Origin of the sequence: Pseudomonas sp. PGPPP1 (genome assembly GCF_002255865.1) — a bacterium.
Taxonomy (GTDB): Bacteria; Pseudomonadota; Gammaproteobacteria; order Pseudomonadales; family Pseudomonadaceae; genus Aquipseudomonas; species Aquipseudomonas cremoris.
Genome location: NZ_NKIG01000001.1, coordinates 880,736 through 904,724 on the forward strand (window position 1 = coordinate 880,736; position 23,989 = coordinate 904,724).

General features: G+C 58.8%; 23 protein-coding genes and 1 pseudogene. 8 read left to right on the forward strand and 16 right to left on the reverse strand.

What is annotated here, in order from left to right; all coding sequences use genetic code 11:
- Positions 1–13: 13 nt before the first annotated feature.
- Together CFE47_RS04040 and CFE47_RS04045 are read right to left on the reverse strand one after the other, a co-directional pair.
- Positions 14–1,345 carry an MFS transporter gene (locus CFE47_RS04040; RefSeq protein WP_286835593.1) on the reverse strand — a complete coding sequence of 444 codons (1,332 nt, stop codon included), beginning with the start codon at positions 1,343–1,345 and terminating at the stop codon, positions 14–16.
- A 49-nt stretch (positions 1,346–1,394) separates the two neighbouring features.
- On the reverse strand, positions 1,395–2,645 hold the full coding sequence (locus CFE47_RS04045; protein ID WP_286835594.1) for an MFS transporter: 1,251 nt from the start codon (positions 2,643–2,645) through the stop codon (positions 1,395–1,397).
- A gap of 102 nt (positions 2,646–2,747) precedes the next feature.
- Here CFE47_RS04045 and CFE47_RS04050 point away from each other — a divergent pair, with 102 nt between their 5' ends.
- Positions 2,748–3,716 carry an AraC family transcriptional regulator gene (locus CFE47_RS04050; protein WP_286835595.1) on the forward strand — a complete coding sequence of 323 codons (969 nt, stop codon included), beginning with the start codon at positions 2,748–2,750 and terminating at the stop codon, positions 3,714–3,716.
- 37 nt (positions 3,717–3,753) lie between these two features.
- Here the strand turns inward: CFE47_RS04050 and CFE47_RS04055 are convergent, their stop codons facing one another.
- The 4 genes from CFE47_RS04055 to CFE47_RS04070 form a co-directional block, all read right to left on the reverse strand.
- Positions 3,754–4,515 (reverse strand): SDR family oxidoreductase, encoded by a 762-nt coding sequence (locus CFE47_RS04055; protein ID WP_286835596.1) that lies wholly within the window; start codon positions 4,513–4,515, stop codon positions 3,754–3,756.
- Between the two features lie 28 nt (positions 4,516–4,543).
- Positions 4,544–5,371: an EamA family transporter gene (locus tag CFE47_RS04060; RefSeq protein ID WP_286835597.1), complete on the reverse strand. Its 828-nt coding sequence runs from the start codon at positions 5,369–5,371 to the stop codon at positions 4,544–4,546.
- Positions 5,372–5,445: 74 nt separating this feature from the next.
- Positions 5,446–6,351, reverse strand: coding sequence for a transcriptional regulator GcvA (gcvA, locus tag CFE47_RS04065; protein ID WP_286835697.1), 906 nt, complete (start codon positions 6,349–6,351; stop codon positions 5,446–5,448).
- Positions 6,352–6,536: 185 nt separating this feature from the next.
- Complete coding sequence (locus CFE47_RS04070; RefSeq protein WP_286835598.1) at positions 6,537–7,454, reverse strand: LysR substrate-binding domain-containing protein; 918 nt, start codon at positions 7,452–7,454, stop codon at positions 6,537–6,539.
- Positions 7,455–7,642: 188 nt separating this feature from the next.
- Between CFE47_RS04070 and CFE47_RS04075 the strand changes: the two genes are divergently transcribed.
- From CFE47_RS04075 to CFE47_RS04090, 4 genes are all read left to right on the forward strand, one after another.
- A complete protein-coding gene (locus CFE47_RS04075) occupies positions 7,643–8,392 on the forward strand; it encodes an SDR family NAD(P)-dependent oxidoreductase (RefSeq protein ID WP_286835599.1) in 750 nt (249 codons plus the stop codon).
- A gap of 96 nt (positions 8,393–8,488) precedes the next feature.
- Positions 8,489–9,790 carry an MFS transporter gene (locus tag CFE47_RS04080; protein ID WP_502695431.1) on the forward strand — a complete coding sequence of 434 codons (1,302 nt, stop codon included), beginning with the start codon at positions 8,489–8,491 and terminating at the stop codon, positions 9,788–9,790.
- 17 nt (positions 9,791–9,807) lie between these two features.
- Positions 9,808–10,656 carry a transketolase gene (locus CFE47_RS04085; RefSeq protein ID WP_286835600.1) on the forward strand — a complete coding sequence of 283 codons (849 nt, stop codon included), beginning with the start codon at positions 9,808–9,810 and terminating at the stop codon, positions 10,654–10,656.
- Entirely contained in the window at positions 10,653–11,681 is a 1,029-nt protein-coding gene (locus CFE47_RS04090; protein WP_286835601.1) for a transketolase family protein, read from the forward strand. Before CFE47_RS04085 ends, CFE47_RS04090 begins: the two co-directional genes overlap by 4 nt.
- 52 nt (positions 11,682–11,733) lie before the next feature.
- Here the strand turns inward: CFE47_RS04090 and CFE47_RS04095 are convergent, their stop codons facing one another.
- The 4 genes from CFE47_RS04095 to CFE47_RS04110 form a co-directional block, all read right to left on the reverse strand.
- Positions 11,734–12,054, reverse strand: a complete 321-nt coding sequence (locus tag CFE47_RS04095) for a hypothetical protein (protein ID WP_185709938.1) — start codon at positions 12,052–12,054, stop codon at positions 11,734–11,736.
- A 264-nt stretch (positions 12,055–12,318) separates the two neighbouring features.
- Positions 12,319–12,777, reverse strand: a complete 459-nt coding sequence (locus CFE47_RS04100) for an acyl-CoA thioesterase (protein ID WP_286835602.1) — start codon at positions 12,775–12,777, stop codon at positions 12,319–12,321.
- Positions 12,771–13,508: an SDR family oxidoreductase gene (locus CFE47_RS04105; RefSeq protein ID WP_286835603.1), complete on the reverse strand. Its 738-nt coding sequence runs from the start codon at positions 13,506–13,508 to the stop codon at positions 12,771–12,773. Before CFE47_RS04105 ends, CFE47_RS04100 begins: the two co-directional genes overlap by 7 nt.
- 84 nt (positions 13,509–13,592) lie before the next feature.
- Positions 13,593–14,165: a TetR/AcrR family transcriptional regulator gene (locus CFE47_RS04110; protein ID WP_286835604.1), complete on the reverse strand. Its 573-nt coding sequence runs from the start codon at positions 14,163–14,165 to the stop codon at positions 13,593–13,595.
- 88 nt (positions 14,166–14,253) lie between these two features.
- On the opposite strand from CFE47_RS04110, the gene CFE47_RS04115 reads away from it, so the two are divergent.
- Both CFE47_RS04115 and CFE47_RS04120 read left to right on the forward strand, forming a co-directional pair.
- Positions 14,254–14,838 carry a 2-hydroxychromene-2-carboxylate isomerase gene (locus CFE47_RS04115; RefSeq protein WP_286835605.1) on the forward strand — a complete coding sequence of 195 codons (585 nt, stop codon included), beginning with the start codon at positions 14,254–14,256 and terminating at the stop codon, positions 14,836–14,838.
- A 56-nt stretch (positions 14,839–14,894) separates the two neighbouring features.
- On the forward strand, positions 14,895–16,490 hold the full coding sequence (locus CFE47_RS04120) for an AMP-binding protein (protein ID WP_286835606.1): 1,596 nt from the start codon (positions 14,895–14,897) through the stop codon (positions 16,488–16,490).
- A 79-nt stretch (positions 16,491–16,569) separates the two neighbouring features.
- On the opposite strand, the gene CFE47_RS04125 is transcribed toward CFE47_RS04120, so the two are convergent.
- The 5 genes and pseudogenes from CFE47_RS04125 to CFE47_RS04145 form a co-directional block, all read right to left on the reverse strand.
- Positions 16,570–18,840: a penicillin-binding protein 1A gene (locus CFE47_RS04125; RefSeq protein WP_286835699.1), complete on the reverse strand. Its 2,271-nt coding sequence runs from the start codon at positions 18,838–18,840 to the stop codon at positions 16,570–16,572.
- Positions 18,841–18,947: 107 nt separating this feature from the next.
- Positions 18,948–20,858 (reverse strand): penicillin-binding protein 2, encoded by a 1,911-nt coding sequence (gene mrdA / locus CFE47_RS04130; protein ID WP_286835607.1) that lies wholly within the window; start codon positions 20,856–20,858, stop codon positions 18,948–18,950.
- A gap of 35 nt (positions 20,859–20,893) precedes the next feature.
- Positions 20,894–21,523, reverse strand: coding sequence for a penicillin-binding transpeptidase domain-containing protein (locus CFE47_RS04135; protein WP_286835608.1), 630 nt, complete (start codon positions 21,521–21,523; stop codon positions 20,894–20,896).
- Positions 21,524–21,579: 56 nt separating this feature from the next.
- Positions 21,580–22,116, reverse strand: a pseudogene (locus CFE47_RS04140) (penicillin-binding protein 2); the annotation flags it as partial.
- A 38-nt stretch (positions 22,117–22,154) separates the two neighbouring features.
- Positions 22,155–22,475, reverse strand: a complete 321-nt coding sequence (locus CFE47_RS04145) for a peptidoglycan-binding domain-containing protein (RefSeq protein WP_286835609.1) — start codon at positions 22,473–22,475, stop codon at positions 22,155–22,157.
- Positions 22,476–22,643: 168 nt separating this feature from the next.
- Here CFE47_RS04145 and CFE47_RS04150 point away from each other — a divergent pair, with 168 nt between their 5' ends.
- Positions 22,644–23,555, forward strand: a complete 912-nt coding sequence (locus CFE47_RS04150; protein WP_286835610.1) for a LysR family transcriptional regulator — start codon at positions 22,644–22,646, stop codon at positions 23,553–23,555.
- A 7-nt stretch (positions 23,556–23,562) separates the two neighbouring features.
- Here the strand turns inward: CFE47_RS04150 and CFE47_RS04155 are convergent, their stop codons facing one another.
- Positions 23,563–23,967, reverse strand: coding sequence for a hypothetical protein (locus CFE47_RS04155; RefSeq protein WP_286835611.1), 405 nt, complete (start codon positions 23,965–23,967; stop codon positions 23,563–23,565).
- Between the last annotated feature and the right edge of the window lie 22 nt (positions 23,968–23,989).

Consider the following 23,989-nt stretch of genomic DNA (forward strand, 5'->3'; position numbering starts at 1 on the left):
GAGTCGTACTCCTTTATTCGGCTGATTTGGCGGATCGACCAGCCAAGGTATGTGCGCTGGCTCGAGCGCCAGGCGCCTCGATGTGCGCAAGGTCGATGCCCGCCGTTTCGTCGATCAGAAACCCTGCCAAAACGGTCACTACGCCCAACCCGATCACATAGCTGACGTACAGATAGCCAAGGTCGGCGCCGCTAAGATAGGTGTGCAGGTAGGGAGCAGTGCCGCCAAAGATCGCCACTGACACCGACGAGACCAAGCCGACGCCTTGGGCCCGTGCCTGGGTGGGTACCTGCTCGGAGAGCACCGCGGGGAAAATCGCCGCAATCAGCGACCACGCGCCGAGCCCCAGCAGTTGGGCCAGGAACAGCGTGTAGGGCTCAGTGGTCACCATTATCGAGAGCGGATAGGTCAGTACGATCACCCCCAGGCCCCAGGCAATGACCATGGGCCGGCGCCCTACCCGATCGGACAACATTCCGCAGACCGGCAACCAGCACACACAGAGGATCTGCGCGAGAAGACTGGCGACGTAGGCACCCGTGGCGTCCATGCCTTGGGCAATCGCCGTCGCAGCGCCGAACGTGACCCAGGCGTAGTAAGTGACATTGGCGGCCGCAGCAAGCATGACGATGTTACGTGCAACGCGGAGCATCTCCCCCGTGGACAGCTTGCGCGGCGGCCGCGCCTGCCCCTGCTGCGCTACAAACACATGAGACTCCTGCGCACCGCGGCGCAAGAACAGCGCGTAAATACCGAGCACTCCACCGATAGCGAAACCTATCCTCCAGCCGTAATCACCCATGGCCTGCGCGCCCAGCAGCCAGGTGAGTGTCGCCGCCACGGCCGTCGCAGCCATCACCCCCAGCGTCACCCCCACATAGACCGAACTCGACCATAAGCCACGGTGTTTGCTGGGAGCGATCTCGGCGACATAGGTGTAGGAAACTCCTGTCTCGCCACCATGGGCGAGCCCCTGCATAAGCCGGAAAAACAGCAGCGCGACCGAGGCATACAGGCCGATGCTCTGGTAGTCAGGAATCAGCGCGATGCCCAGGCTGCTGATCGCAAGCAGCAGCATGGTGAGCACCATGATGGTCCGACGCCCCAGCCGGTCACTCAGTCGGCCAAACAACCATCCGCCGACAGGGCGTGCGACAAAGCCAACCGCAAACACAGCCAGAGTCGCGAGCATCGCCGAGCGTGCATCGGTCTTGTCAAACAGGTTGCTTGCCAGGTACACCGAAAAGGTTGCGTAGAGGGTCCAGTCAAACCATTCGAGCGCATTGCCGATACCGGCCGCGCGCAACGATTTGAGGCGTCCTTGGTGAGACGTCGTATTGTTCATGGGTTAATTCCTGATTACGGATGGGATTGAAGCGATTTTGCAAGCCGGATCAAAGGTGCAGCGCGGGCTTGGGCTGGCGAGCGCCATGGGCAGAAGGGACGCGGACCCGCAACGCAATCAGCAGCGCGGCCAGCAGCATCAGCACGGCCGCTGCAACGAATACGCCTGCGCTGCCACCGACGCTGAACACCGCACCACCCGCAGCGGCGCCTGTTGCGATGGCGGACTGCACAGAGGCCACCACCATGCCTCCGGCGCTTTCCGCCTGATCAGGTACCGCACTGGCAACCCAGTTCGACCACGCCACCGGCACCCCACCAAAGGCCAGGCCCCAGATCGCCAGAAGTACCGTCTGCCCGGGCAACGACGCTGGCAACAGCACCAACGCCAGTGCTGCAACGCCGACCAGCGCGGGCATCAACACTAATGTGGCCAGCGGGTGGCGCTCCAGCAGCCTCCCGGCCAACAGCGTGCCGACGAAATTGGCCACACCGAAGCCCAGCAACATCAGTGAGAGCCCTTGCGGGCCAATGCCGGTCGTCCCTTCAAGAAATGGCCGAACATAGGTGAACATCGCGAAGTGCCCGCTGTGCACCAGCACACAACCGAACATCCCGATGGCAATGCCTGGGCGCCGCAACACTTCTAAAACTGTGCGCAGCCTTGCCGGCCGACGCGGCGCGAGACGCGGCAGAGTGAACGACTGAAAAGCCAGGGTCAGCATGCCTACCGCCGCCGCTGCAAAAAACGCGCTGCGCCAGCCATACAGCCCGCCCAGATAGCTGCCCAGCGGCACTGCAACGACCGTCCCGATGGCAATGCCGCTGAAAATAATCGATAGCGCCCGGGGCAGTAGAGCGCTCGGCACCAACCGCATCGCTACCGCCGCGGCCATGCTCCAGAACCCGCCAAGGGCAATGCCCAGCAAGATGCGCATCAACAACAGCACCGCGAAGCTGGAGGAAACGGCGACCAACACATTGGATGCGACCATCAACGTGGAAAACCCCAGCAGCACCCAACGCCGGTCGATGCCACGGGTCAGGCCTGGCACCAACAAGCCGGCGAACAGCGCTACGACGGCTGTCACCGTTACCGCCTGGCCAGCCAGCGCTTCGGACACGCCCAGGTCAGTCGCCATCAGCGTCAACAAACTGGCCGGTAGGTACTCGGCGGTCAGTAACCCGAACACCCCCATTGCCAATGAGAACACGGCCATCCACGCGGGGGTCGCAGGTTCTACATCCAAGCCGACGCCAGGATGGCGGTCGGGTACGGCGTTACATACACAGTCAGTCATTGCACGGATCTCCCAATCTTCATTGCGAGCCGCAGTCTAGGCGTCGGGACCCGGATGATCTATGATCGAAAATCTCTACTTTTTGACTAAAACACCTGAACGATGCCTGCAGATCAGTTTGCTCTTTCCTCGGACCTCATCAACGAGCTGTTGCGCGGCATGCGCCTGCGCGGTGTCGAATATCGGCGTATCCAGGCCGGCCCTACCTTCGGCTTGGGCTTCACGGAAAAACCTGGGCATGCGTGGTTCCACTTCATAGCCGTCGGCAATGCGGTGCTGCGAATGGAGGATGGCACCACCTACGAACTGTCTGCCGGCAACGCCGTGTTCATCTCCCATGGCGCGGCCCATCAACTGCTTTCACATCCGGACGCGCCTGTTCTGGACATCGACCGTCTAGACGGCGCCCCACTGGGTGATACGGTCAGCGCAGTGGCTACCGGAGCCGATGCCAGCCGCACGCCGTGCACAATTTTGTTCAGTGGTTGCATGGAATTTGAACTGGGCAGTATCCATGGCATTGGCAGGCTGATGCCGGGCCTGATGCTGATTGATGCCGGCGGCCAGCGTTACCCCGGCCTGGTACCGATCCTGACCACCATGGAGCGCGAGGTTAGCGCCGCACGTGTCGGCTTCGCCGGTATCCTCGCGCGTTTGGCCGACGTGGTGGCTGCCATGGTCGTTCGCGGCTGGGTGGAGTGCGCCTGCGGCAATGCCTCAGGCCTGGTCGCCGCCTTGCGCGATCCACGCTTGGCCGGTGCACTGCTTGCGCTCCATCAGCAACCGGGGCGCGACTGGACCGTTGCGCAATTGGCAGCGCACTGCAACACCTCACGCTCGGTCTTCGCGGACCGCTTCCAGGTGACGATCGGCATGGCCCCGCTGCGCTATGTCACCGAACTGCGCATGCGGCTTGCGAGCCAATGGCTGACCCTCGAAAGGCTGCCGATTGAAGAGGTGGCGCAGCGTTTGGGCTATACATCGCAGGCCGCTTTCAGCCGTGCATTCAAGCGTATTACGGGTAAGACACCAGGATTAAGTCGCAAGGTGAGGCAGCCCGCTGTGACTTGAAACCGAGCGCAATCGGTCGATGGTCCATGCCCCGGACTCATTTACCGCCCGTCACGTCGAGGAATGTACCGGTAACGAATGATGCCTCCGCGCTCGCCAGCCACAGAATCGCGCGTGCCACTTCGTCCGGCTGACCACCTCGCCCCATGGGGATCGAATCCTTGACACGATCGACCCGCCCCGGCTCACCGCCACTGGCATGCATATCGGTATAGATATGTCCGGGGCGAATACAGTTGACGCGTATGCCTTCTCGAGCGACCTCCTTTGCAAAGCCAATGGTGAACGTCTCCAGCGCCCCCTTTGACGCCGCATAGTCGACGTACTCATTGGGACTGCCAAGGCGCGCCGAGGCCGACGAGACATTGATCACCACGCCGCCCGGGCCGTTGTGACGGTAAGCCATGCGCTTCACTGCCTGTTGGGCACAGAGAATTGGCCCAATGGCATTGACCGCAAAAATACGCTGCATCCGCTCGAAGCCGAGGTCTTCCAGGCGTGACTGAGGCGCAAGCATCCCGGCATTGTTCACCAGCACGTCGATGCGTCCGAACGTGCGGTCGATGCCTGCAAACAATTCGGCCACTTGTTGGGGGTCCGCACTGTCGGCCCGTATCGCCAACGCCCGGCGCCCCAATGCTTCTACATCCGCAGCCACGGTGAGCGCTGCAGACTCGTTGGCCACGTAGCTGATAGCTACGTCATAACCTCTTGCGGCCGCCAGCCGGGCGGTGGCCGCCCCCACTCCACGACTTCCACCGGTGATTAGAATCAACGGTGCCTGCGAGACATTGACCATGAAATAAGCTCCTGAGCCGTTGGCTGTATCAGCCGATGATGAGGATGCCGCTGGCAATGACGACGCATGCCAGTATCCGGCGTGCGGTGAGCGTCTCGCCGAGAAACACATAGCCGATCAACGCCGCAAACAGCACGCTGGTTTCGCGCAATGCGGATACCGCGCCCAAGGGCGCTTCGTTCATGGCGTAGATGACCATTCCATACGCGAGCAAAGAGACTAGCCCGCCGACCAAAGCGGTGACTGTTCCGGGCCGCACGGAGAACAAGCTGCGGGCGTCACGCAGGCCGATGTAAACCACTGGCATCAGTACGCCCCACAAGGCGCACATCCAAACCGTGTAGGCAAGCGGCGCACCGGAAAGCCTGGCACCGATGCCGTCGACCACGCTGTAGGCCGCGATAAAGCCGCCGGTTCCCAGCGCATAGGGCAGGCTGGGAACCGACAGACTGCGCCCTCTGAAGGCCAGAGAAATAATCCCACCTGACACCAGCGCAATGCCGAGTAACTCTCCCGGCGTGATGCTTTCTCCGGCGAAAACGGCTGCCCCCAAGGTAATCAGCACCGGTGACGACCCACGTGAAATCGGATAGACCTGCCCCAGGTCGCCGACTCGGTAACTGCGCACTAGAAAAAGGTTGTAGCCCACATGCAGCAACCCCGAAAGCACCGCGTAGCCCCAGCTCTCAATCGCGGGGGGTGTCATGAACACTGCGGCGACGACACTGGTGATGGCGATGGCAATGCACATTACCGTCATGGACCACAGCCGATCGGCACCGCTACGCAGCAGCGCATTCCAGCTGGCATGCAGGAGAGCGGCGAAAAGCACGAGCAAGATGATATGAATAGGCATGCGCCACTGTAGGCAATGCGCCGCCAGGACTAAAGCAAAGTCTCCTCATCGCAGCATGAACGAATACTCATGACTCACTCATCCAGCTGATGGACTTTCAGTGCCTCGCTGACCAACCATTGCCGAAAGCTGGCGATGTGCGGTTGCGATTCGATGCCCTTGGGGCAGACGAAGTAGTAAGCCAATGGCGAGGGAAACGGCACATCAAACAGCCGCACCAAACGTCCATCGCTCATTTCGTTCTCGACATGCCCGCTGCGCACCAATGCAACGCCCTGGCCGAGCAAGGCGGCCTCGACCGTCATGTTGGTGTCGCCAAATCTGACGCTCTCCTTGAGCGGCAAATAGGCCAGCCCGACGGCTTGAAACCATACCTCCCACTTAGGCACCATCTGCGCACCATCGCGTGTCAGCAGCGGGAAATTCAACAGTGCGGCAGGGCTCTGCGGGGTCCCGACGCGTCGCAACAGTTCAGGGCTGGCCACAGGAAATACCTGCTCCCCAAACAGGAACTCAGAATACAGACCGGGGTAATTGCCCTTGCCGAGCCTGATCGCAACATCAGCCTGGCCGTGAGAGAAGTGAATGATCTTATCCGTGGTGTCCAGCGAGACCAACAGCTCGGGGTGCAGGCGAGAGAGACGCGGCAAGCGTGGCAGCAGCCATTTGAGCGCGAAGGAATAGGTGGTGCTGACGCTGAGTCGAACCCGGTCTTTTTGCTCGCGCAAATCACCCAGAGTCGCCTCCAGGCTGATGAAAAACTCCCGCACGATGGGCGCCAGCGCAGCCCCCGCTGCCGTGAGACGTAACACCTTGCTACGCTCAAACAACTGCACGCCCCAAAGCGCCTCAAGATGCTTGAGCTGGTGGCTGACCGCACTTTGAGTCACATGTAGCTCCTCTGCGGCCGACGTAAACGTCAAGTGCCGGGTCGCAGCTTCGAATGCGCGCAAAGTCGCGGTGGGCGGCAGGTCTCTCATAGGGGCGGTATCCAGCGGCTTATCAGAAATGGGCATGCATGAGCACTAGTTCATGATAGAGCTAGACTCACTCGGAACGTAACCTAGGAAGCCATTACATCAGCGTGAGCGGCTTACCTCCTTTCAGCTCCACATGAGGATTAGTAGCTGATATCAAAGCGGTTGCCCTTCGGACGGCCATAGCTTTAAAACACAAAGCTGTGCCCTAGCTCCCCCTCCATCCAACCCAAAAAACGCCTGACGCGAGGAAAACTGGAGTGAGCCTTCGGGAACACTAAATGATGGGCGGCGACCGGGGCGCTCAGTGACTCGGGGGCAACTTCAACCAGCGAACCAGCGGTGAGATATTTTTGCGCCAGCAGCGTGCTTTCTAGGGCAAATCCCAGGCCATGGCTTGCAGCTTCCAGACTCATGTAGGAGCGGTCAAAACTCAAGGTGTAGGGCTTTTCAGGGCGCGCCAGGCCATGCTGGGCGAACCATTCAGGCCATCTGAGCAAGGTCGCCTCGGAAAGAATCAGATCTTCAGCCAACAGATCTGCCGCATGTTTTACCGCACAGCGCTCGATCAATTTAGGGGATGCCAGCACAGCGAAACTCTCGTTGCGTACCGTGCGCACTTCATAGCTGGGCCAATTAGGCCGACCGTGACGAATATCAACATCAATTTTGTCTTGGCTGAAATGCAGCGACTCATAGGAACAAGACAAATTGATCTGGATGTCCGGGTTACTCAAGCGAAAGGACTCCAACCGCGGCATCAACCAGAGCAAGCCAAAGCTGGGGGAGGAATGCAGCCGCAGGCAATCCAGGCTGACGTCACTCGCTGCCCGCTCGGTAGCAACCTCAAGGCTCTGCAATAGACCGGAAATGTCCTTCAAGTACTGCTCACCCACCGGAGTCAGCGTCACCCCTCGCGCCGCCCGAACAAACAACTGTCGACCGATCATGACCTCAAGTTTGGCCAGTTGATGACTGATTGCTGACGGCGTGAGGTCCAGCACTTCGGCGGCGCGCGCCAGGTTGCCAAAACGCGCGGTTTGCTCAAAGGCTTGAATGGCTCTCAACGGTGGAAGTTTGGATGAAGGGAAATCGTCTTGGTGCATCAGTCTTCAGCCTATTGTTTTGGGCTCGTACGGGAAGCTTCATTCAAGCATCTGCTGCCTGCAATGACGAGTGCTGAATTTTTTTCATGTAGCAGTGACGTTTGCGTTATTGCTCGGTCCATCGCGCCAGACCACTCTGAGTCATCGATCACTGGGTCGAACCATAAAAACAATCAGAGGTACCTATCATGCTTCTTCAAGGCAAAGTCGCGATTATTACAGGCGCTGCATCGGCACGTGGTATCGGTCGCGCAACGGCGCAGACCTTCGCCCAACATGGCGCACGCGTTGTAATACTGGACCTCGACGAGTCCGCCGCCCGTGACGCCGCAGCCTCGCTCGGCGAAGGCCATCTGGGGCTGGCGGCCGACGTCGCCGACGAGACGCAAGTCAAGGCAGCCGTCGCCAAGGTGGTCGAGCGTTACGGCCGCATCGACATACTCGTCAACAATGCCGGCATCACGCAGCCGATCAAGACCCTGGACATTCGCCCGAGCGATTACGACAAGGTCCTGGATGTGAGCCTGCGCGGCACGCTGTTGATGTCCCAGGCAGTCATTCCGGTGATGCGCGCTCAGGCTTCGGGCAGCATCGTTTGCATGTCATCTGTATCGGCTCAACGCGGCGGCGGCATTTTTGGCGGCCCACACTACAGCGCAGCCAAAGCCGGAGTGCTGGGACTGGGCAAAGCCATGGCGCGCGAATTTGGCGCGGACAACATCCGCGTCAACGCCATCACTCCCGGTTTGATCCATACAGACATCACCGGTGGCCTGATGCAGGATGACCGCCGCCACGCGATCATCGAAAGCATTCCCCTGGGTCGGCTGGGCGCAGCGCAAGACGTCGCCAATGCGGCGCTGTTTCTCGCCAGCGACTTGTCCTCTTACCTCACCGGCATCACGCTGGACGTAAACGGCGGCATGTTGATCCATTGACCACAGGTGTCACCACTCGCTGTCCATTAAGTTCTGGATCGAAGATACGTCGAGCCTCAAGCCTGGCGTTCTATAAAAACAAGAGATCAGACCCTCATGATGACCACCATGACGCTCGACGCTGTGTCCACAGTGCGCTCAAGTGCGTATCGCAAAACTGCCTGGCGCTTAATGCCATTCCTGATGTTGTGTTACCTGTGCGCCTACCTGGACCGGGTAAACGTTGGGTTTGCAAAGCTTCAGATGATGAACGACCTGTCCCTTAGCGAAACCGTATATGGGCTCGGCGCGGGCGTGTTCTTTCTTGGCTATTTCCTCTGCGAAGTACCGAGCAACCTCATCCTCCACAAAGTCGGTGCCCGTCGCTGGATCGCGCGCATCATGATTTCGTGGGGCATCATCTCCGCCCTCTTCGCCTTTGTAGAAACGGCCTGGCAATTCTATACGCTGCGCTTTCTGCTCGGTATTGCCGAAGCAGGTCTCGCACCGGGCCTGCTGCTCTACCTCACCTACTGGTTCCCCTCCTACCGCCGCGCCAAAATGACCGTGTTGTGGTTCATCGCCATCCCGCTTTCCGGCATGATCGGCGGCCCGCTCTCAGGCTACATCATGACCCAGTTCGCCGGCGTTCATGGCTGGGCGGGCTGGCAGTGGATGTTCGTGATTGAAGCCATTCCGACCGTCATCGTTGGCCTGATGGTACTGGCTTACCTCAAGGATGGTGTGCACCAGGCGACCTGGCTGACTGAGGAAGAGAAAGCGCTGGTCAGCAAAGAACTGGCGGAGGACAACAGCCGCAAAGTCACCCACACATCAGTCGGGGCATTCCTTCGCGACCGCCGCCTGTGGATCCTCGCTTGCATCTATTTTTGCGTGGTCATGGGCCAATACGCGATCACCTTCTGGCTGCCGACACTTATCCGTAACGCTGGCGTCGCCGATCCGATGCACATCGGCTTGCTCACCAGCCTCCCCTACCTGTGCGCCATCGTCGCGATGGTGCTCATGGGGCGCAGCGGCGACAAGCACCAGGAGCGCCGCTGGCACTTGGTAGCGCCGATGATTGCCGGCGCGCTGGGCCTCACGTTGGCCGCAGTATTCGGCACCAGCCTGATGCTGTCGGTGTTGTGCCTGTGCCTTGCAGCAGCGGGTGTGCTGTCGGCGTCTTCACTGTTCTGGATGCTGCCTACCACCCTGTTGGGGGGTGTCTCCGCCGCTGCGGGGATCGCTGGAATCAACAGCTTTGCCAATCTTGCAGGGTTCTGCTCGCCCTACCTGATTGGATGGATCACCACCACGACCGGCTCGAGCGCTATCGGCATGTACCTGATTACCGGTGTGCTGTGCATAGGTGCCTGTTTGGTCCTGCGCATTCCTGCCGCTTCAGTCAATCGTTGAGTTAACGGAGAACTTCCATGACTGCCACTTTATCTCGCGCATCGTCCACCACACTGGTGCAACGTGCCCATAACATTCGCCGTCATGCCTTGCGCATGGGGCAAGTCCAAGGCCAAGGCTATGTCGGCCAGGCGCTGGGCGCCGCAGACCTGCTGGCCGTTTCGTACTTTCATGCCTTGAACTACAAGCCCGAAAACCCAGAATGGGAACAGCGTGATCGTTTTTACCTCTCCATTGGCCACTACGCGATCGCGCTGTATGCCGCGCTGATTGAGGCTCAAATCATTCCAATGGATGAGCTTGAAACCTACGGTTCGGATGACAGCCGACTGCCCATGTCCGGCATGGCCGCCTACACCCCCGGCATGGAAATCACCGGTGGCTCACTGGGCCAGGGACTCGGCATCGCGGTGGGTGCCTGCCTGGGGTTGAAGCGCAAACAGTCCAGCTCTTTCGTCTACAACCTGCTGTCGGATGGCGAACTGAATGAGGGCTCTACCTGGGAAGCGGTCATGTCTGCTTCGCACTGGAAACTCGACAACTTGATCGCCATCGTTGACGTGAATAACCAGCAAGCCGACGGACATTCCAGCGAAGTGTTGGCCTTTGAACCCATCGTTGACCGATGGCAAGCCTTTGGCTGGTACACCCAGCGGGTAGACGGTAACGACCTGAACGCCCTGGTCAAAGCGTTCGACGCGGCCCGCAGCCATCCTGGCGAGCAACCGCGCGTCATTATCTGCGATACCAAGATGGGCAAAGGTGTTCCGTTCCTGGAAACCCGTGAAAAGACTCACTTCATCCGCGTCGATGAGCATGAATGGGATGTGGCCCTGAACAACCTCGAAGAAGGCAAAACCCTATGAGCAACGCAACCAACACAACGGCTCAGGCGCCTGCCGGCCCGAAGAAAAAACTGACAACCTCCGCGATGATCGCCTCAATTGCTGCTGAAGGTCAGCCCACCCGATCCGCGCCGTTTGGCCACGCATTGGCCGCGCTTGCAGACCAGCGACAGGACATTGTCGGTTTATCGGCTGACTTGTCCAAATACACCGACCTGCACATTTTTGCGAAGGCGCACCCGGACCGTTTCTACCAGATGGGCATGGCTGAGCAATTGTTGATGAGCGCCGCAGCGGGCATGGCTCGGGAGGGGTTTGTGCCCTTCGCGACTACTTACGCGGTATTTGCTTCTCGCCGAGCGTATGACTTCATCTGCATGGCGATTGCCGAGGAAAACCTCAACGTCAAAATCGTCTGTGGTCTGCCTGGACTCACCACCGGGTACGGCCCCAGCCACCAGGCGACTGACGATCTGGCGATCTTTCGCGCCATGCCAAACCTGATGATCGTCGACCCCTGTGATGCCTTGGAAATCGAACAAGCCGTGCCTGCCATAGCCGCGCATCAAGGGCCGGTGTACATGCGGCTGCTGCGCGGCAATGTACCGATGGTGCTCGACGAATATGGTTATAAATTCGAGATTGGCAAAGCCAAAACCCTGCGCACGGGCAACGATGTCCTGATCATCTCCACCGGCTTGATGACAATGCGCGCCTTGGAAGCCGCCAAGGAGCTTCAAGCCGACGGTGTGGATGTCGCGGTGCTTCACGTCCCCACCATCAAGCCTTTGGATGAACAGGCTATCCTGGCTGAGGCCAGAAAGCCGGGACGCCTGGTAGTGACGGCAGAAAACCACTCCATCATTGGCGGATTGGGCGAAGCGGTGGCGACTGTGCTGTTACGCAATGGCGTTACGCCGACGTTCCGGCAAATAGCTTTGCCGGATGCGTTTCTCGATGCCGGCGCGCTTCCGACGCTGCACGATCGTTACGGTATTTCTACCTATGCTGTGTGCGCGCGAGTCAAGGACTGGCTATCAAGGTAAAACTGCTGGGAATAGCCGACTCAACCATTAACCGTCGAGCCGGCCTTCATCCCTACAGCAACACGGTCGACAACATACCCAGCGCCCCCAGGCAAAACCCTATCAGCGCGCCGCGCCCTGGGGCTTCTTGGAACAAGCCCCAGACCACGAGCGGCTCAAGCAGCAGCAGTGAAGTGACGGAAACGACGGTGACAATCCATATGTCCCCCACCGCCACATACCCGAGCCAATAAGCACCCAAGAGGCAAAGCCCTGCGAAGCACATCAGCAGGACGGGGATGACGAATGACGTCCATGCGCTGCCATCATTCGCTTGTGCAAGCCGGGCGGTTGCGACCTCGCTGTAGATCGCACAAAACTCACCCAGCACCATCAGGACTAGAGCAGAAACTCCGAGTAGTTCTTTGGACATATCAAAAATTCCTTCGTATTCAGGGACAGGTTTTTAAGCTCCCAGCCCGTAATGGCGCTGCTGGCGGAGCCGGCGCTGTGATACGAAGTCGTCTTGAATAGCCCTGAATTGTCGAAGTACTTGTCCATGCCAATCTCCTGAGGCGTTTGGCGGCCGTCTGCCGCCGTGGTGGAGACTGGCATGAACGCTTGAATCACGTAAACAACCTAGCCGATTTTCCTTCGGCTAATGCAGGTCGACATCAGGTATTGCGTGGCCAACTGCACCGTCATAACGGACAGCAAACTCCACAGGCAGACGCTTTGGCTTGCCCGTGGAGAGTTCGACACAGGCAAATGTAGTGATCGCGCGTAACAACACGCGCGCGTCTGCCTCACGCACCACCTGAAAGTGCCGAACCAACTTGATCCGTTGCACGCTGACGATCCAGGTGGCTATCAGCAAGCGTTCGCCCAGGTAGGCGCTCGCCAGGTAATCGACCTCATTGCGCAGCACCGCCAGGCCGCGATCTGATCGACGGTAGTCGGCAAACGTGATGCCCAGGTCCCAGGAATGTGACCAGGCACAACGCTCCAGCCACTTGACGTACACCGAATGATTGACGTGCCCCAACTCATCGATGTCGCCCTCGCCGACATCGAGTTCGAGTATGAATGGGGCCGGCAAATCCCAAGGGTTTACCACTTCTCGATCCACGGGCGCAGATCGAGTTCGAAGGTCCAGGCATCGCGTGGTTGCGTGTGCAGGTACCAGTAGTTGTCAGCGATGTGTGCCGGGTTGAGGATGCCGTCCTGATCCTTGAGCGCGTAGCGTTCGGGAAATTGGGTGCGGATGAAGTCGGTGTCAATCGCACCGTCGACCACCACATGTGCGACATGAATGTTCTGCGGCGCCAGCTCTCGCGAAGCACTTTGCGCCAAGGCGCGCAGCGCGTGTTTGGCGCCGGCGAAGGCCGAAAAATTAGCCGCGCCACGCAACGCAGCAGTGGCACCGGTGAACAGGATCGTACCGCGCTGGCGGGTCACCATGCGCTTGGCCACCTCGCGGGTGTTGAGAAACGCCGAGAAGCAGGCCATTTCCCAGATCTTGAAATATTTGCGCGCCGTCTCGTCCAGGATGCTGCAGGGCACATTGGCGCCGATGTTGAACACCAACACCTCGATCGGTCCAATCTGCGCTTCGATTTGTTCAACCAGCGCGATCACTGCTTCTTCCTTGCGCGCATCGGATGCAAAGCCATGAGCCACACCACCCTGCTCGCGAATGCTGTCGACCAGCGGTTGCAGCTTGTCGGCGTCACGGCGTGTGACACAGGCGATATAGCCCTCGGCGGCGAATTTCTTGGCGATGGCACCGCCGGTGGAATCACCTGCGCCGATGATCAACGCGACCTTGTTTTCGGTTGGTTTGGACATTGCAGCTCCTTTGGTGAACGATCGTTTTTTTATAAAACATACGCTCACCCCCAACGCCGGTCAAGGCGCCCGTTGCACGCTTATTTATTGGTCGTCGGGCGTGTGCAGATGGTGTTTTTCGATGACGCGCAGGTTGGCTTGGAGGATTTCCTCGCGGGTTGCTTCGCTCTCAACCATGCGAGCCAACGCCAGCGCGCCAATGCATTGGGCGATGACAGCCCATGCAGCGTCACCGTCTGAAGTGCGCGCGCTCCAGGCCTTTTGAATGCCCGTCACAGCAGCCTCTACCGCCGAACGCACTTCGGGGCCCGATCGGGCAATTTCTGGCCCCAGCGTGGGCAGCACGCAGCCGTCGTCAGGGTGCAGGGCGTGGGACACGCTCAGGTATTTGCGCAGCCACTTGATGACGTGGTCGTCGGAAGAGTTTTCATCGCCGGCGAGCATCTCCCGACTGTTTTGCACTTCCTCTTCGATCACCGCCTGGAACAACGCTTGCTTGGACGGGAAGTGGTTGTAGAACGCCCCACCCGTCATGCCCACCGCCGACATCAATGTGTCGACGCTGGTGACGCTGAAGCCACCCTTTTTGGTAATCGCCCGGCTGCTGTTGAGCAGCTTGAGACGCGTCTCGTCTTTGTGTGTTTTTGAATAGCGCATGAGCCCGGACCGGCGGTTTGACAGAGCTGAAACAGTAGCATAACGTTCGTTTAGTAAACGATGGTTTTTCTATGAGCGAGGGGTTTGCATGAAGGTTGAATTTTTCTTCGATGTGGGCAGTCCGGCGTCCTACCTGGCGTGGACGCAGCTGCCAAAAATCTGCGCGGCAAAAGGTGCCGAATTGGTTTTCCGGCCGATGCTACTGGGCGCTATCTTCCAGGCAACCGGCAACGCATCCCCCGCCGCCGTGCCGGTCAAGGGGCGCCATTCGGGTATCGACCTGGGGCGCTTCGCCAAGCGCTACGGCGTGCCGTTGGTGATGAACCCACACTTCCCTGTCAACACCTTGCAACTGATGCGGGCGGTGACCGGCGTGCAGATGCACCAACCTGAACGGTTCGAGCATTTACTGAAAGCGCTGTTTGACGCGCTGTGGATCGACGCCTTGAACCTCAACGAACCTGCCTTGATTGGCCGTACGTTGATACGCGCAGGTTTTTCCATCGACGAAATCCTGGCATTGGCCAATAGCCCGGACGTCAAGGCACAACTGCGAAGCACCACCGACGAAGCGCTGGAACGCGGCGTATTTGGTGCGCCGACCTGCTTCGTGGGCGACCAGATGTTCTTTGGCCAGGACCGACTGGATTTTGTGGAGGAAGCGCTCGCCTGAAGCCGCACACACCTCTTCTCACCTGCCAATAAATACAATGACAACAGGAGTGAATCATGGACCCGCACGCCAGGCATCCGGCCTACCCCGCCAGCTTTCCCGATGAGCTTGAACTGGGTGAGCAAGACACACTGATCACCACCCTTGAGCAATCCTTCGCCCGCTACCCACAACGAATCGCCGCCACCTGCCTTGACGAAACACTGAGCTATGCACAACTGGCCCGGCACTCAAACAACTTCGCCGTTTACCTACACCAAAGCGGCCTGCAACGCGGTGATCGTGTCGCGCTGATGATGCCCAACAGCCTGCCCTACCTGATCGCGCTGGCCGGTGTGATTCAAGCCGGCATGGTGGTGGTCAACGTCAACCCGCTGTACACACCCCGCGAACTGGCCCATCAACTGAAGGACTCGGGTGCCCGTAGCATCGTGATTGCCGAGCCGTTCTTGACCACACTCGAGCAGGTGATCGAACACACTTCGGTCCAGCAGGTGCTGGCGACGCCCGTTCTTGGGCTGCTTGAGCAGTTCGATAGCGAGCACGCGTCGCCGTTCGCCAAGGCCCTCAGGGACCAGGTCACTGCGGTGCCGACAGAGGTGGCGCCTACCGATATTGCGTTCCTGCAATACACCGGTGGCACGACCGGCGTGTCCAAAGGCGCGGTGCTCACCCACCGCAGTGTCGGTGCCAGTTTGAAGATGATTCTGTTGTGGTTCACGCCCGCGAATATCACCCATCCGATGGCAATCGTCTTGCCGTTGCCGCTTTATCACGTCTACCCGATGTCGGTCGCACTGATGTCCATTTCCCTGGGTGCCAACCTGCGGCTGGTGCCGAACCCACGGGACACGACCTCGGTCATCAATGAACTGAAACGCGCACCGTTCGACATGTTCATGGGCGTCAACACGCTGTTCAACAGCCTGGTGGAAGACCCTCAACTGCACACCGTGGATTTCAGCACAACCTACGCCGTGATCGGTGCCGGTGCGTCGGTGCAGCAACCGGTGGTGGAGCGCTGGATCGCCGCCGGTGGCGCACCCATCACTGAAGCGTATGGGCTGACCGAAACGTCACCGTGCATGATGTTCAACCCACGCGGGCGCAACGGTAGCATCGGCATTGCCATGCCCTCTACCGCGTTGCGTGTGGTGGATGATCAAGGTCAAACCGTGCCCGCTTCAGCCTCGGGAGAGCTGCAGGTCAAAGGGCCGCAGGTGTTCGCAGGCTATTGGCAAAATGCGCAAGAAACGCGCGCAGCCTTCACCGATGACGGATGGTTCAAGACCGGCGATATCGTGACGGTTGCCGAGGATGGCTTCATGCATCTGGTTGACCGTAAAAAGGACATGATCCTGGTGTCGGGCTTCAACGTGTACCCCAAAGAAATCGAAGACGTGGTGGCCAGCCACCCAGGCATCCTCGAGTGCGCCTGTATCGGTGTGCCCGACGAGCGCTCGGGTGAGGTGCCCCACCTGTTCGCCGTGCCCCGCGCCCCAGGTGCGGCCGTGACGGTCGATGAGTTAAAGGCGCACTGTCGGTCTGGCCTGACCGCCTACAAGGTGCCGCGCTACATCACCTTCGTTGAGTCACTGCCCAAATCATTGGCCGGGAAGATACTGCGTAAGGACCTGCGCACCGCGCACTAAGCGTCAGATGCGAGGGCGAACAGGAACTGCCGATGCTGGCGCGGCATGCCCTAGGGTGTTGGCCACGGGAGTAAAGGCGCTAAAACAGCTCTTGCAACGTCTGCGGTACACTCTGGGAGCTGTCGATTGAAGGGTCGGAGGGCGGAACATTGTCACTCCTGAAGACTTCCATTTCCGAGCGGCTCGCAGCCTTGCCGTCTTGCACTGCGATGCGCCGCCTCACGATCCCGTCAGGTTCGGGCTGGGAGTAGGCAGGTATTCCGGCGAGTGCCGCTGTCATGTAGTCCATCCAGATCGGCAGTGCGATGGTAACGCCCCACTCCCGTCGCCCCAGGCTTTCGGGTTGGTCGAACCCGGCCCAGACACTGGTGACCAAACGACCGTTATAGCCGGTAAACCACGAGTCTTTAGCCTCGTTGGTGGTGCCGGTCTTGCCTGCGATGTCAGGACGATGCATGGCAGCAGCGGCGCGGCCGGTGCCTCTTTTGACCACGTCCTGAAGCATGCTGGTCAGGAGGTATGTGGTGCGACTATCGACCACCTGTTGCGCGACAACCTCGGGGGTCGGGTTTTGTTCGCTCGGGGCGGCGCTTGGGGTGGTTTTGAAGATGACCTGCCCCTTTCTGTCTTCGATTCGGTCAATGAAGTACGGCGTGATTTTGAAGCCACCGTTAGCAAAGACACTCCAGCCCGCCACCACCTCCATGGGCGTTACCGAGGCAGTTCCCAACGCCAGTGAGAGGTTGCGCGGCAGGTCCTGTGGGTCGAGGCCAAAGCGCGTTATGTAGTCGACGGTTTTATCCACGCCCATCGCTTGCAATAGGCGGATCGACACCATGTTTCGTGAGCGATTGAGTGCCTCACGCAAACGTATGGGGCCGAGAAACGTGCGGTTTTCATTTTGCGGGCGCCATGTGGGCCCAGCGTAATCATCCCCCAGTACGATAGGTGCATCGTTGACGATGCTGGCCGGTGTATAGCCGTTGTCGAGTGCAGCGCAGTAGATAAACGGCTTGAAGCTCGAACCGGGTTGGCGCTTGGCTTGTACCACGCGGTTGAAACTGCTCTGTTGAAAGTCGAAGCCACCTACCAGCGCTTGTATTGCCCCATCTTCCGGATCTACGGAAACCAAGGCGCCCTGGGCCTTGGGAACCTGGCTGAAACTCAGTTGATTGCCCTGCGCTTCCACACGAATAACGTCCCCGCGCTTGACCACATCCGACGGTCGCACAGGCACGCGCCCAAGAGCATTGCTGCCAATAAACGGACGCGCCCATTGCATGCTCGCCCAAGCGACCGATTGCTCCTGCCCAGCCTGGTCGACGACGCTGATGGATTGGTCAGATACCCGGGTAACCACGACGGCTTTCAAGCCGCCAAGCGAAGGGTAATGGTTGAGTTGTTCAAACCACGGGGCGTTCGCCGTGATCGTGATATGCCCTTCAGGCCCGCGATAACCATGCCGTTTGTCATAGGATTTCAAGCCTTTTTGAAGTGAGGCGTTGCCCGCCGTCTGCAATGAACTGGACACCGTCGTGACCACCCTCAAACCCTGCGTGTAGGCGTCCTCGCCCAACCTGCGGACAATTTGCGCCCTGGCCATTTCAGCAATATAAGGTGCTTCGACCTCGGGCTCCGGCGCGTGGTAACGGGCGTCAACCTCCTCGTTAAGCGCCGCATGGTAGTCAGCGGCGTCAATGCTGCCCAACTCATGCATGCGGCCAAGAATCCAGTCGCGACGCTGTTTGGCCCTGGCGGGATTATTGATCGGGTTATAGCGCGATGGCGCCTTCGGCAGTCCGGCAATCATTGCTACCTGGGCCAACGTCAACTGCGAAACCGGCTTGCCGTAATACACCTTGGCCGCCGCGACGATTCCGTAGGCGCGTTTGCCCAGATAGATCTTGTTCACGTACAGGTTGAAAATTTCGTCCTTGCTCAAGCTTCTCTCGATCTGCAGTGCCAAGAGAATCTCGGTCAACTTGCGCGAGAAGGTCTGTTCGCGGCTCAGGAAAAAGTTCTTCGCCACCTGCATGGTAATGGTGCTTCCCCCAGATCGAACGTGACCGCTCTTGAGCAGTTGAACCGCCGCCCGCAGCAAGCCAGCGGGGTCAACACCGGCATGGTGATAGAAGTTGCCGTCTTCGGCGGCCAGGAAAGCCGATCGAAAGTTGGGCGGAATATCTGGGCTAGCGATCGGGATCCGTCGCACTTCGCCAAATTCGGCGATCAATTTCCCGTCCCTGGTCAATATTTGCAGCGGCTCCTGGAGATGAACGTCTTTCAGGGTTTCCACGTCCGGTAGTTGCGGCAGCAGATACAGGTACGAACCGCTTGCCGCGAGCAGCATTACGCTCAACAACGCGAGAACGCCCCACCCCAGGTATTTAATGACTCGCACCCGTTATTTCCTCAGTGACAGACTTGAATGTGAACGTGAACCTTGCAGGTGGCCGCTCATGTCGCGCGGGCACTTGCCTTGTTCAAGCGCGCCCCAACGGCAGCAGGCTCGGCAAACTGCGGCTTCAAACGCCCGCTGGCGCCCAGCAGCCAGGCATCCATGACTTTCCTCACGACCGGGCCGGCGACCCGAGCACCGGCCTCACCGTTCTCGATCATTACCGCGACCACGATGGCCGGGCGCTGGGCAGGCGCAAAGCCAACAAACAGGGCATTGTCACGATGCCGCTCGCGGGTCTGGTTGCGGTTGTAGCGTTCGCCTTGCTTGATCGCGACCACTTGGGCGGTGCCGCTTTTTCCGGCGATCCGGTATTGCGCGCCTCTGGCAGCGCCTCGGCCAACACCACGGGGGTTGTGCATCACCCGTTGCATGCCATCACTGACTTGATCCCAAATGCGCGGGTCGCCCAGAACGATGTTGGGCATAGGGCTGGAATCTATTGGCGGTCTGCCGCCAACCGACAACGCGAGGTGCGGCCGTTGCCACACCCCTCGATTGGCGATGAGGCTGGTGGCCTGGGCCAACTGCAACGGCGTGACCTGCATATAGCCTTGGCCGATGCCCAGGATCAGGGTTTCGCCGGGGTACCACTGTTGGCGATGGGTTGAACGCTTCCACTCTGGGGACGGCATCAACCCCGCAGACTCCTCGAACATATCCATCGAGACCTTCTGCCCCAGGCCAAATTCGCTGAGGTAACTGTGTAGCCTCCTGACACCCAGCTTGTGGGCCAGGTCATAAAAGTACGTGTCATTGGAACGCATGATCGCGTCGTACATGTCCACCCAACCGTCCCCTGCACGGTTCCAGTTACGGTATTTATGCTTGTAGTTCGGCAGCTCGTAATACCCCCGGTCGAACACCCGGCTGGTCGGGGTTGTGACGCCACTGTCCAACCCAGCCACCACCACCATCGGTTTGATGGTCGAGCCCGGTGGATAGAGCCCGCGCAGCACCCGGTTGAACAGCGGCATATCGGCGGAGTCCCGCAACGCGGCGTAACGGTGGGTGGAGATACCTTTGACGAAGGGATTGGGATCGAAACTGGGCCGACTGACCATTGCCAGCACCTCACCGGTAGCAGGCTCCAACGCGACCACCGCACCGCGCCGGTCACCCAGGGCTTCCTCGGCTGCACGTTGCAGTTGCGCGTCAAGGGTCAGCACGATGTCCTCCCCATCGACCGGATTGTGGCGGCGCAGCACACGCATCACCCTGCCCTGGGCATTGGTCTCGACTTCTTCAAAGCCCATTTGACCGTGCAACGCGGTTTCATAAAAACGCTCGATGCCGGTCTTGCCGATCAGCTGGCTTCTGAGGTACTTGGCCGGATCAAGGCTGCGGTACTCCTTCTCGTTGATTCGCCCCACATAACCGACCGAGTGGGCAAAGTGCTCCCCAAGTGGGTATTCCCTCAGGAACTGTGGTTGCACCTCAATACCCGGCAACAGGAACTGGTTCACGGCCACTAAGGCGATCTGCTTTTCGCTGAGGTCCAGCATCAGCGTAACGGGTTCGAAGGCCCTTCTTGCATGGCGCATGTCTTTCTCGATGCGGCTCTTTTCAGCTGGGGTAAGGTCCAGGATCCTGGCCAGGTTATCGACCACCGCGCCTGTATCGCCGGCCAGCTCACGGCTCAAGGTCAGGTTGAAGACCGGCGTATTCTTAGCCAGCACTGCTTTATTGCGATCATAAATAACACCGCGCGCTGGAACGATCGGCCGCAAATGAACCCTGTTCTTCTCCGCCACCGAAACCTGGTAATCATGTTGTGTCACCTGTAGTGCATACAGTCGGATAACTAACGCCAGGGAGAGCACCATGACCAGTACTGCACTTGCGATTATCCTCCCGTTTATGACATCAGCTTCTTTCTGCTGGTCATTCAGGTTAATCAAGTCCGTCATCACTCACTCTTAGTGTCTATAGATAGCGGGTGAATTCAGAGAGCGTCCGGCACTACATGATTTAATCGCAGGGTCTGCGACATAATGCGACTGAATAGCGGTGCGGCTACCAAACCACCAAAGAAGCCATGTTTCGTTGGGTTATCAACGACGACTACAACGACATACCGGGGATTGGCTGCGGGTGCGAAGCCGGCGAATATGGCGCGGTAGGACTTAGTCAAATAGCCCTTTTCACCGGCACCGGTTTTCCTTGCCGTTCCACTCTTGCCGCCCACATGAAAACCGGGCACTTGGGCACGGTATATTCCTCTGGGCCCTTCAACTACTTGCACCAGCATCTTTCTCACGGCATTGGCAACACTCGCAGGGATAACTTGATGACCCTTGGGTACTTCAGCAATGCGTAACAGCGACGTGGGAACACTGACACCGCCGTTAACTAACGTGGCATAAGCCTTGGCCAATTGCACCGAGGTCACCGACACGCCATAGCCATAGGACAGCGTCGCGGTTTCGGTGGGCCGCCACTCACGCCGCGCAGGCAAAACCCCGCTCTGCTCACCGGGAAAACCGATACCCGTCTCCTGGCCCAGACCGACCCGGTGCAACACGTCGTAAATGCGTTCTGCGCCAATATCAAACGCGACTTTGCTGATGGCCACGTTTGCTTGCCATCACGACCGGCAAGCACAGGCTCATACTCCAACTCCACGCCTTCACTGCCCCGATTGTCGATATCGGTAAAGCCGGTGACATGCGCGGCAACTGACCCCGCGGGGTAAAACCTGCGGGACTCCTGCAGCGTATAAACACCCGTGACCTTGAGCGGGCGCAGGTTCTGCATTATCCCCTCCGCGGATTGCGGTGGAATGCGTCGGAGCAGGTAGACGAATTCCTTGTTTCGGTTGCGCAGAATGATCGAACTCAACTCAGCCTCAGGCATACCCAGCGCGTTCGCCAACGTTGCCCAACGGTGTTTTTCCAGCAGCAACTCCTTGGGGTTTATCCAGATCGTCGTCACGGGCGTGCTCACGGATAACGGCTGTCCATTACGGTCCGTGATCAAGCCTCGGTACGCCGGTAAAGTCATATATCGAACGCTGCGAGCATCGCCTTGGCGGATCAAAAATGCCTTGTCGGCAACTTGCAGCTGGATAATTCGGACACACACAATAACCGCCATGGTTATTACAAAAATAACCGCCAGGCTGAATCGCCATGGACAGCGCGGCGATGTTGCCTTGGTCAAAGCCATAACATTTAAATAATTTCCTAATCGGTAATATCGGGCACTTACTCAGACAGCCATGCAGGAGAATCTATATTCAACTTCTCTAACGTCTCAAGATTAATACTGCCGGTTAACGGCAGTTCACAATCCATCTGAAAGAGGAAGATCGCTTCTGCAGTTTGCTCGCCTGCGACACCGTCCAACGCACCTTGATAATAGTTGCGCACCGCCAACTCACGCTGCAGCGCACCGACTACTTCTTCGGCCACGGGCGCATGGGTGTCTTTTAATACGTAACGGTTATCGGCTGCGCCGCATCCCTGTAGTGCCAACACACAGCCAGAGAGCAAGACAAAGCCAAAACTCGGATAATGGCGCATCATCGTTATGCCTCAGGCCTTAATGCCTTTTATCGACCCTTCGCACTAACACATACTTTCCAACGACAAAGAGTTTGCCCATCAGTCATTCGTGATGAACTACAAATCGTTTGGTAGGCCATTTTTACGGCTGCTAGAATATAGATCAACACGCAATCCAGGCTATCTGATATGAATCACATTGATATCGAAACGGTTGACCTCAATCTATTGAGGGTCTTCGTTGCCCTGATCGAAGAAGGCGGTGCCAGCCGTGCGGCTATCAGGCTCGGTGTCACCCAGCCGGCCGTCAGTGCCTCACTCGCTCGCTTGAGGGACATCTACGCAGACCCGCTGTTTGAGCGAACCGGACGCGGCCTGCGGCCAACCATGCGCGCGAACGAGCTGTACCCGTTGATAGAAGAGGCAATCAACCGCTGCAGATTGGCGCTGGCCTTATCATCCGGTGGTCAGCAAGTGAAGGGTCGCACCATCACCATCGGGTTGTCGGATGACAGCGAAATAGCACTGGGGCAGCAGATTCTTTCGGTCGTGGAAGAACGCCTGCCGGGGCTGCGCATCATTTTCCGGCAAACCCACAGCGGCGTCGTACAAGACATGCTCATGGGGCAGAAAGTAGACATCGCGATCTCGGCGGGCGGCTTGTCGTCGCAACTGATCACCAGGATCCGCCTCGGCAGGGGCAACTACCTGTGTGTGGCAGATGCCGACAACCCCATTCCGCAAACAGCACAGGATTACGCGCAACGTCCGCACCTGCTGGTGTCTTCTGGCGGTTATATCGGCATCGTCGACGAAGGCCTGAACAGTGTCGGCCTGACCCGCACGGTCAAGGCCTCGACCTCACACTTCGCCGCAGTGCCGTTTTTGCTGATCGGCTCAAAACTGATCACCACCGTGCCCACCCATGCCGCACGGGCGATGGAAAAAATCACCACGCTGCGGATTTTCCCCTGCCCCGTGCCTATGCCGTCCTACGAACTTGAACTGGGCATGCGCGTCGGCAGCAAACACGACAGCACGCTGCAGGTGGTCAAGTCACTGCTGTTGGAGTCGATCAAACAGCACTTCTTCCTGCAATGAGCGGCCCCTACAGGACGATAGATGTCCCTGGATAGAACACCGTGTTGAGCACAAACAACAGCATCCAAAACCCGATCTCCAAGGTTTCCGAAATCGGTTGGATGCGTTTAAGCGCGCCATACACATGCACGACAAACATCAGCGCAAACACCACAAACAGCAGATCGAACGCGTAACTGAAGCTGGTGCCAGTGGTGGCTGAGCGCAACATCGCCACTTCTATCACCAGGATGAACGCCCCCAGGCACCGGCCAAAATAAATCGCCAGGTGCTGATGCTCGGGGATCGCCCAGCCCATGAGACGCGCCCAGGTGATGGGGGCAACAAAGATCGGCAGGGCAAAAAACAACGTGGTGGTGAGCATCAGCACCGTGATGTAGTACTGGCTGTAGTGGGCGTAGTAACCGAGCATGGCGAGCGTCCTTGTCTGTGAG

Excerpts from the sequence above, each read along its gene's own strand:
- CFE47_RS04105 (WP_286835603.1), bottom strand. The coding sequence starts at position 13,508 with ATGTCCAAACCAACCGAAAACAAGGTCGCGTTGATCATCGGCGCAGGT.
- CFE47_RS04075 (WP_286835599.1), top strand. The coding sequence starts at position 7,643 with ATGCTTCTTCAAGGCAAAGTCGCGATTATTACAGGCGCTGCATCGGCA.
- CFE47_RS04155 (WP_286835611.1), bottom strand. The coding sequence starts at position 23,967 with ATGCTCGGTTACTACGCCCACTACAGCCAGTACTACATCACGGTGCTG.
- CFE47_RS04080 (WP_502695431.1), top strand. The coding sequence starts at position 8,489 with ATGATGACCACCATGACGCTCGACGCTGTGTCCACAGTGCGCTCAAGT.
- CFE47_RS04070 (WP_286835598.1), bottom strand. The coding sequence starts at position 7,454 with ATGCACCAAGACGATTTCCCTTCATCCAAACTTCCACCGTTGAGAGCC.
- CFE47_RS04050 (WP_286835595.1), top strand. The coding sequence starts at position 2,748 with ATGCCTGCAGATCAGTTTGCTCTTTCCTCGGACCTCATCAACGAGCTG.
- CFE47_RS04150 (WP_286835610.1), top strand. The coding sequence starts at position 22,644 with ATGAATCACATTGATATCGAAACGGTTGACCTCAATCTATTGAGGGTC.
- mrdA (WP_286835607.1), bottom strand. The coding sequence starts at position 20,858 with ATGACGGACTTGATTAACCTGAATGACCAGCAGAAAGAAGCTGATGTC.
- CFE47_RS04085 (WP_286835600.1), top strand. The coding sequence starts at position 9,808 with ATGACTGCCACTTTATCTCGCGCATCGTCCACCACACTGGTGCAACGT.
- CFE47_RS04095 (WP_185709938.1), bottom strand. The coding sequence starts at position 12,054 with ATGGTGCTGGGTGAGTTTTGTGCGATCTACAGCGAGGTCGCAACCGCC.
- CFE47_RS04110 (WP_286835604.1), bottom strand. The coding sequence starts at position 14,165 with ATGCGCTATTCAAAAACACACAAAGACGAGACGCGTCTCAAGCTGCTC.
- gcvA (WP_286835697.1), bottom strand. The coding sequence starts at position 6,351 with ATGAGAGACCTGCCGCCCACCGCGACTTTGCGCGCATTCGAAGCTGCG.
- CFE47_RS04120 (WP_286835606.1), top strand. The coding sequence starts at position 14,895 with ATGGACCCGCACGCCAGGCATCCGGCCTACCCCGCCAGCTTTCCCGAT.
- CFE47_RS04125 (WP_286835699.1), bottom strand. The coding sequence starts at position 18,840 with ATGCTGCTCGCGGCAAGCGGTTCGTACCTGTATCTGCTGCCGCAACTA.
- CFE47_RS04060 (WP_286835597.1), bottom strand. The coding sequence starts at position 5,371 with ATGCCTATTCATATCATCTTGCTCGTGCTTTTCGCCGCTCTCCTGCAT.
- CFE47_RS04090 (WP_286835601.1), top strand. The coding sequence starts at position 10,653 with ATGAGCAACGCAACCAACACAACGGCTCAGGCGCCTGCCGGCCCGAAG.
- CFE47_RS04055 (WP_286835596.1), bottom strand. The coding sequence starts at position 4,515 with ATGGTCAATGTCTCGCAGGCACCGTTGATTCTAATCACCGGTGGAAGT.
- CFE47_RS04040 (WP_286835593.1), bottom strand. The coding sequence starts at position 1,345 with ATGAACAATACGACGTCTCACCAAGGACGCCTCAAATCGTTGCGCGCG.
- CFE47_RS04115 (WP_286835605.1), top strand. The coding sequence starts at position 14,254 with ATGAAGGTTGAATTTTTCTTCGATGTGGGCAGTCCGGCGTCCTACCTG.
- CFE47_RS04145 (WP_286835609.1), bottom strand. The coding sequence starts at position 22,475 with ATGATGCGCCATTATCCGAGTTTTGGCTTTGTCTTGCTCTCTGGCTGT.
- CFE47_RS04045 (WP_286835594.1), bottom strand. The coding sequence starts at position 2,645 with ATGACTGACTGTGTATGTAACGCCGTACCCGACCGCCATCCTGGCGTC.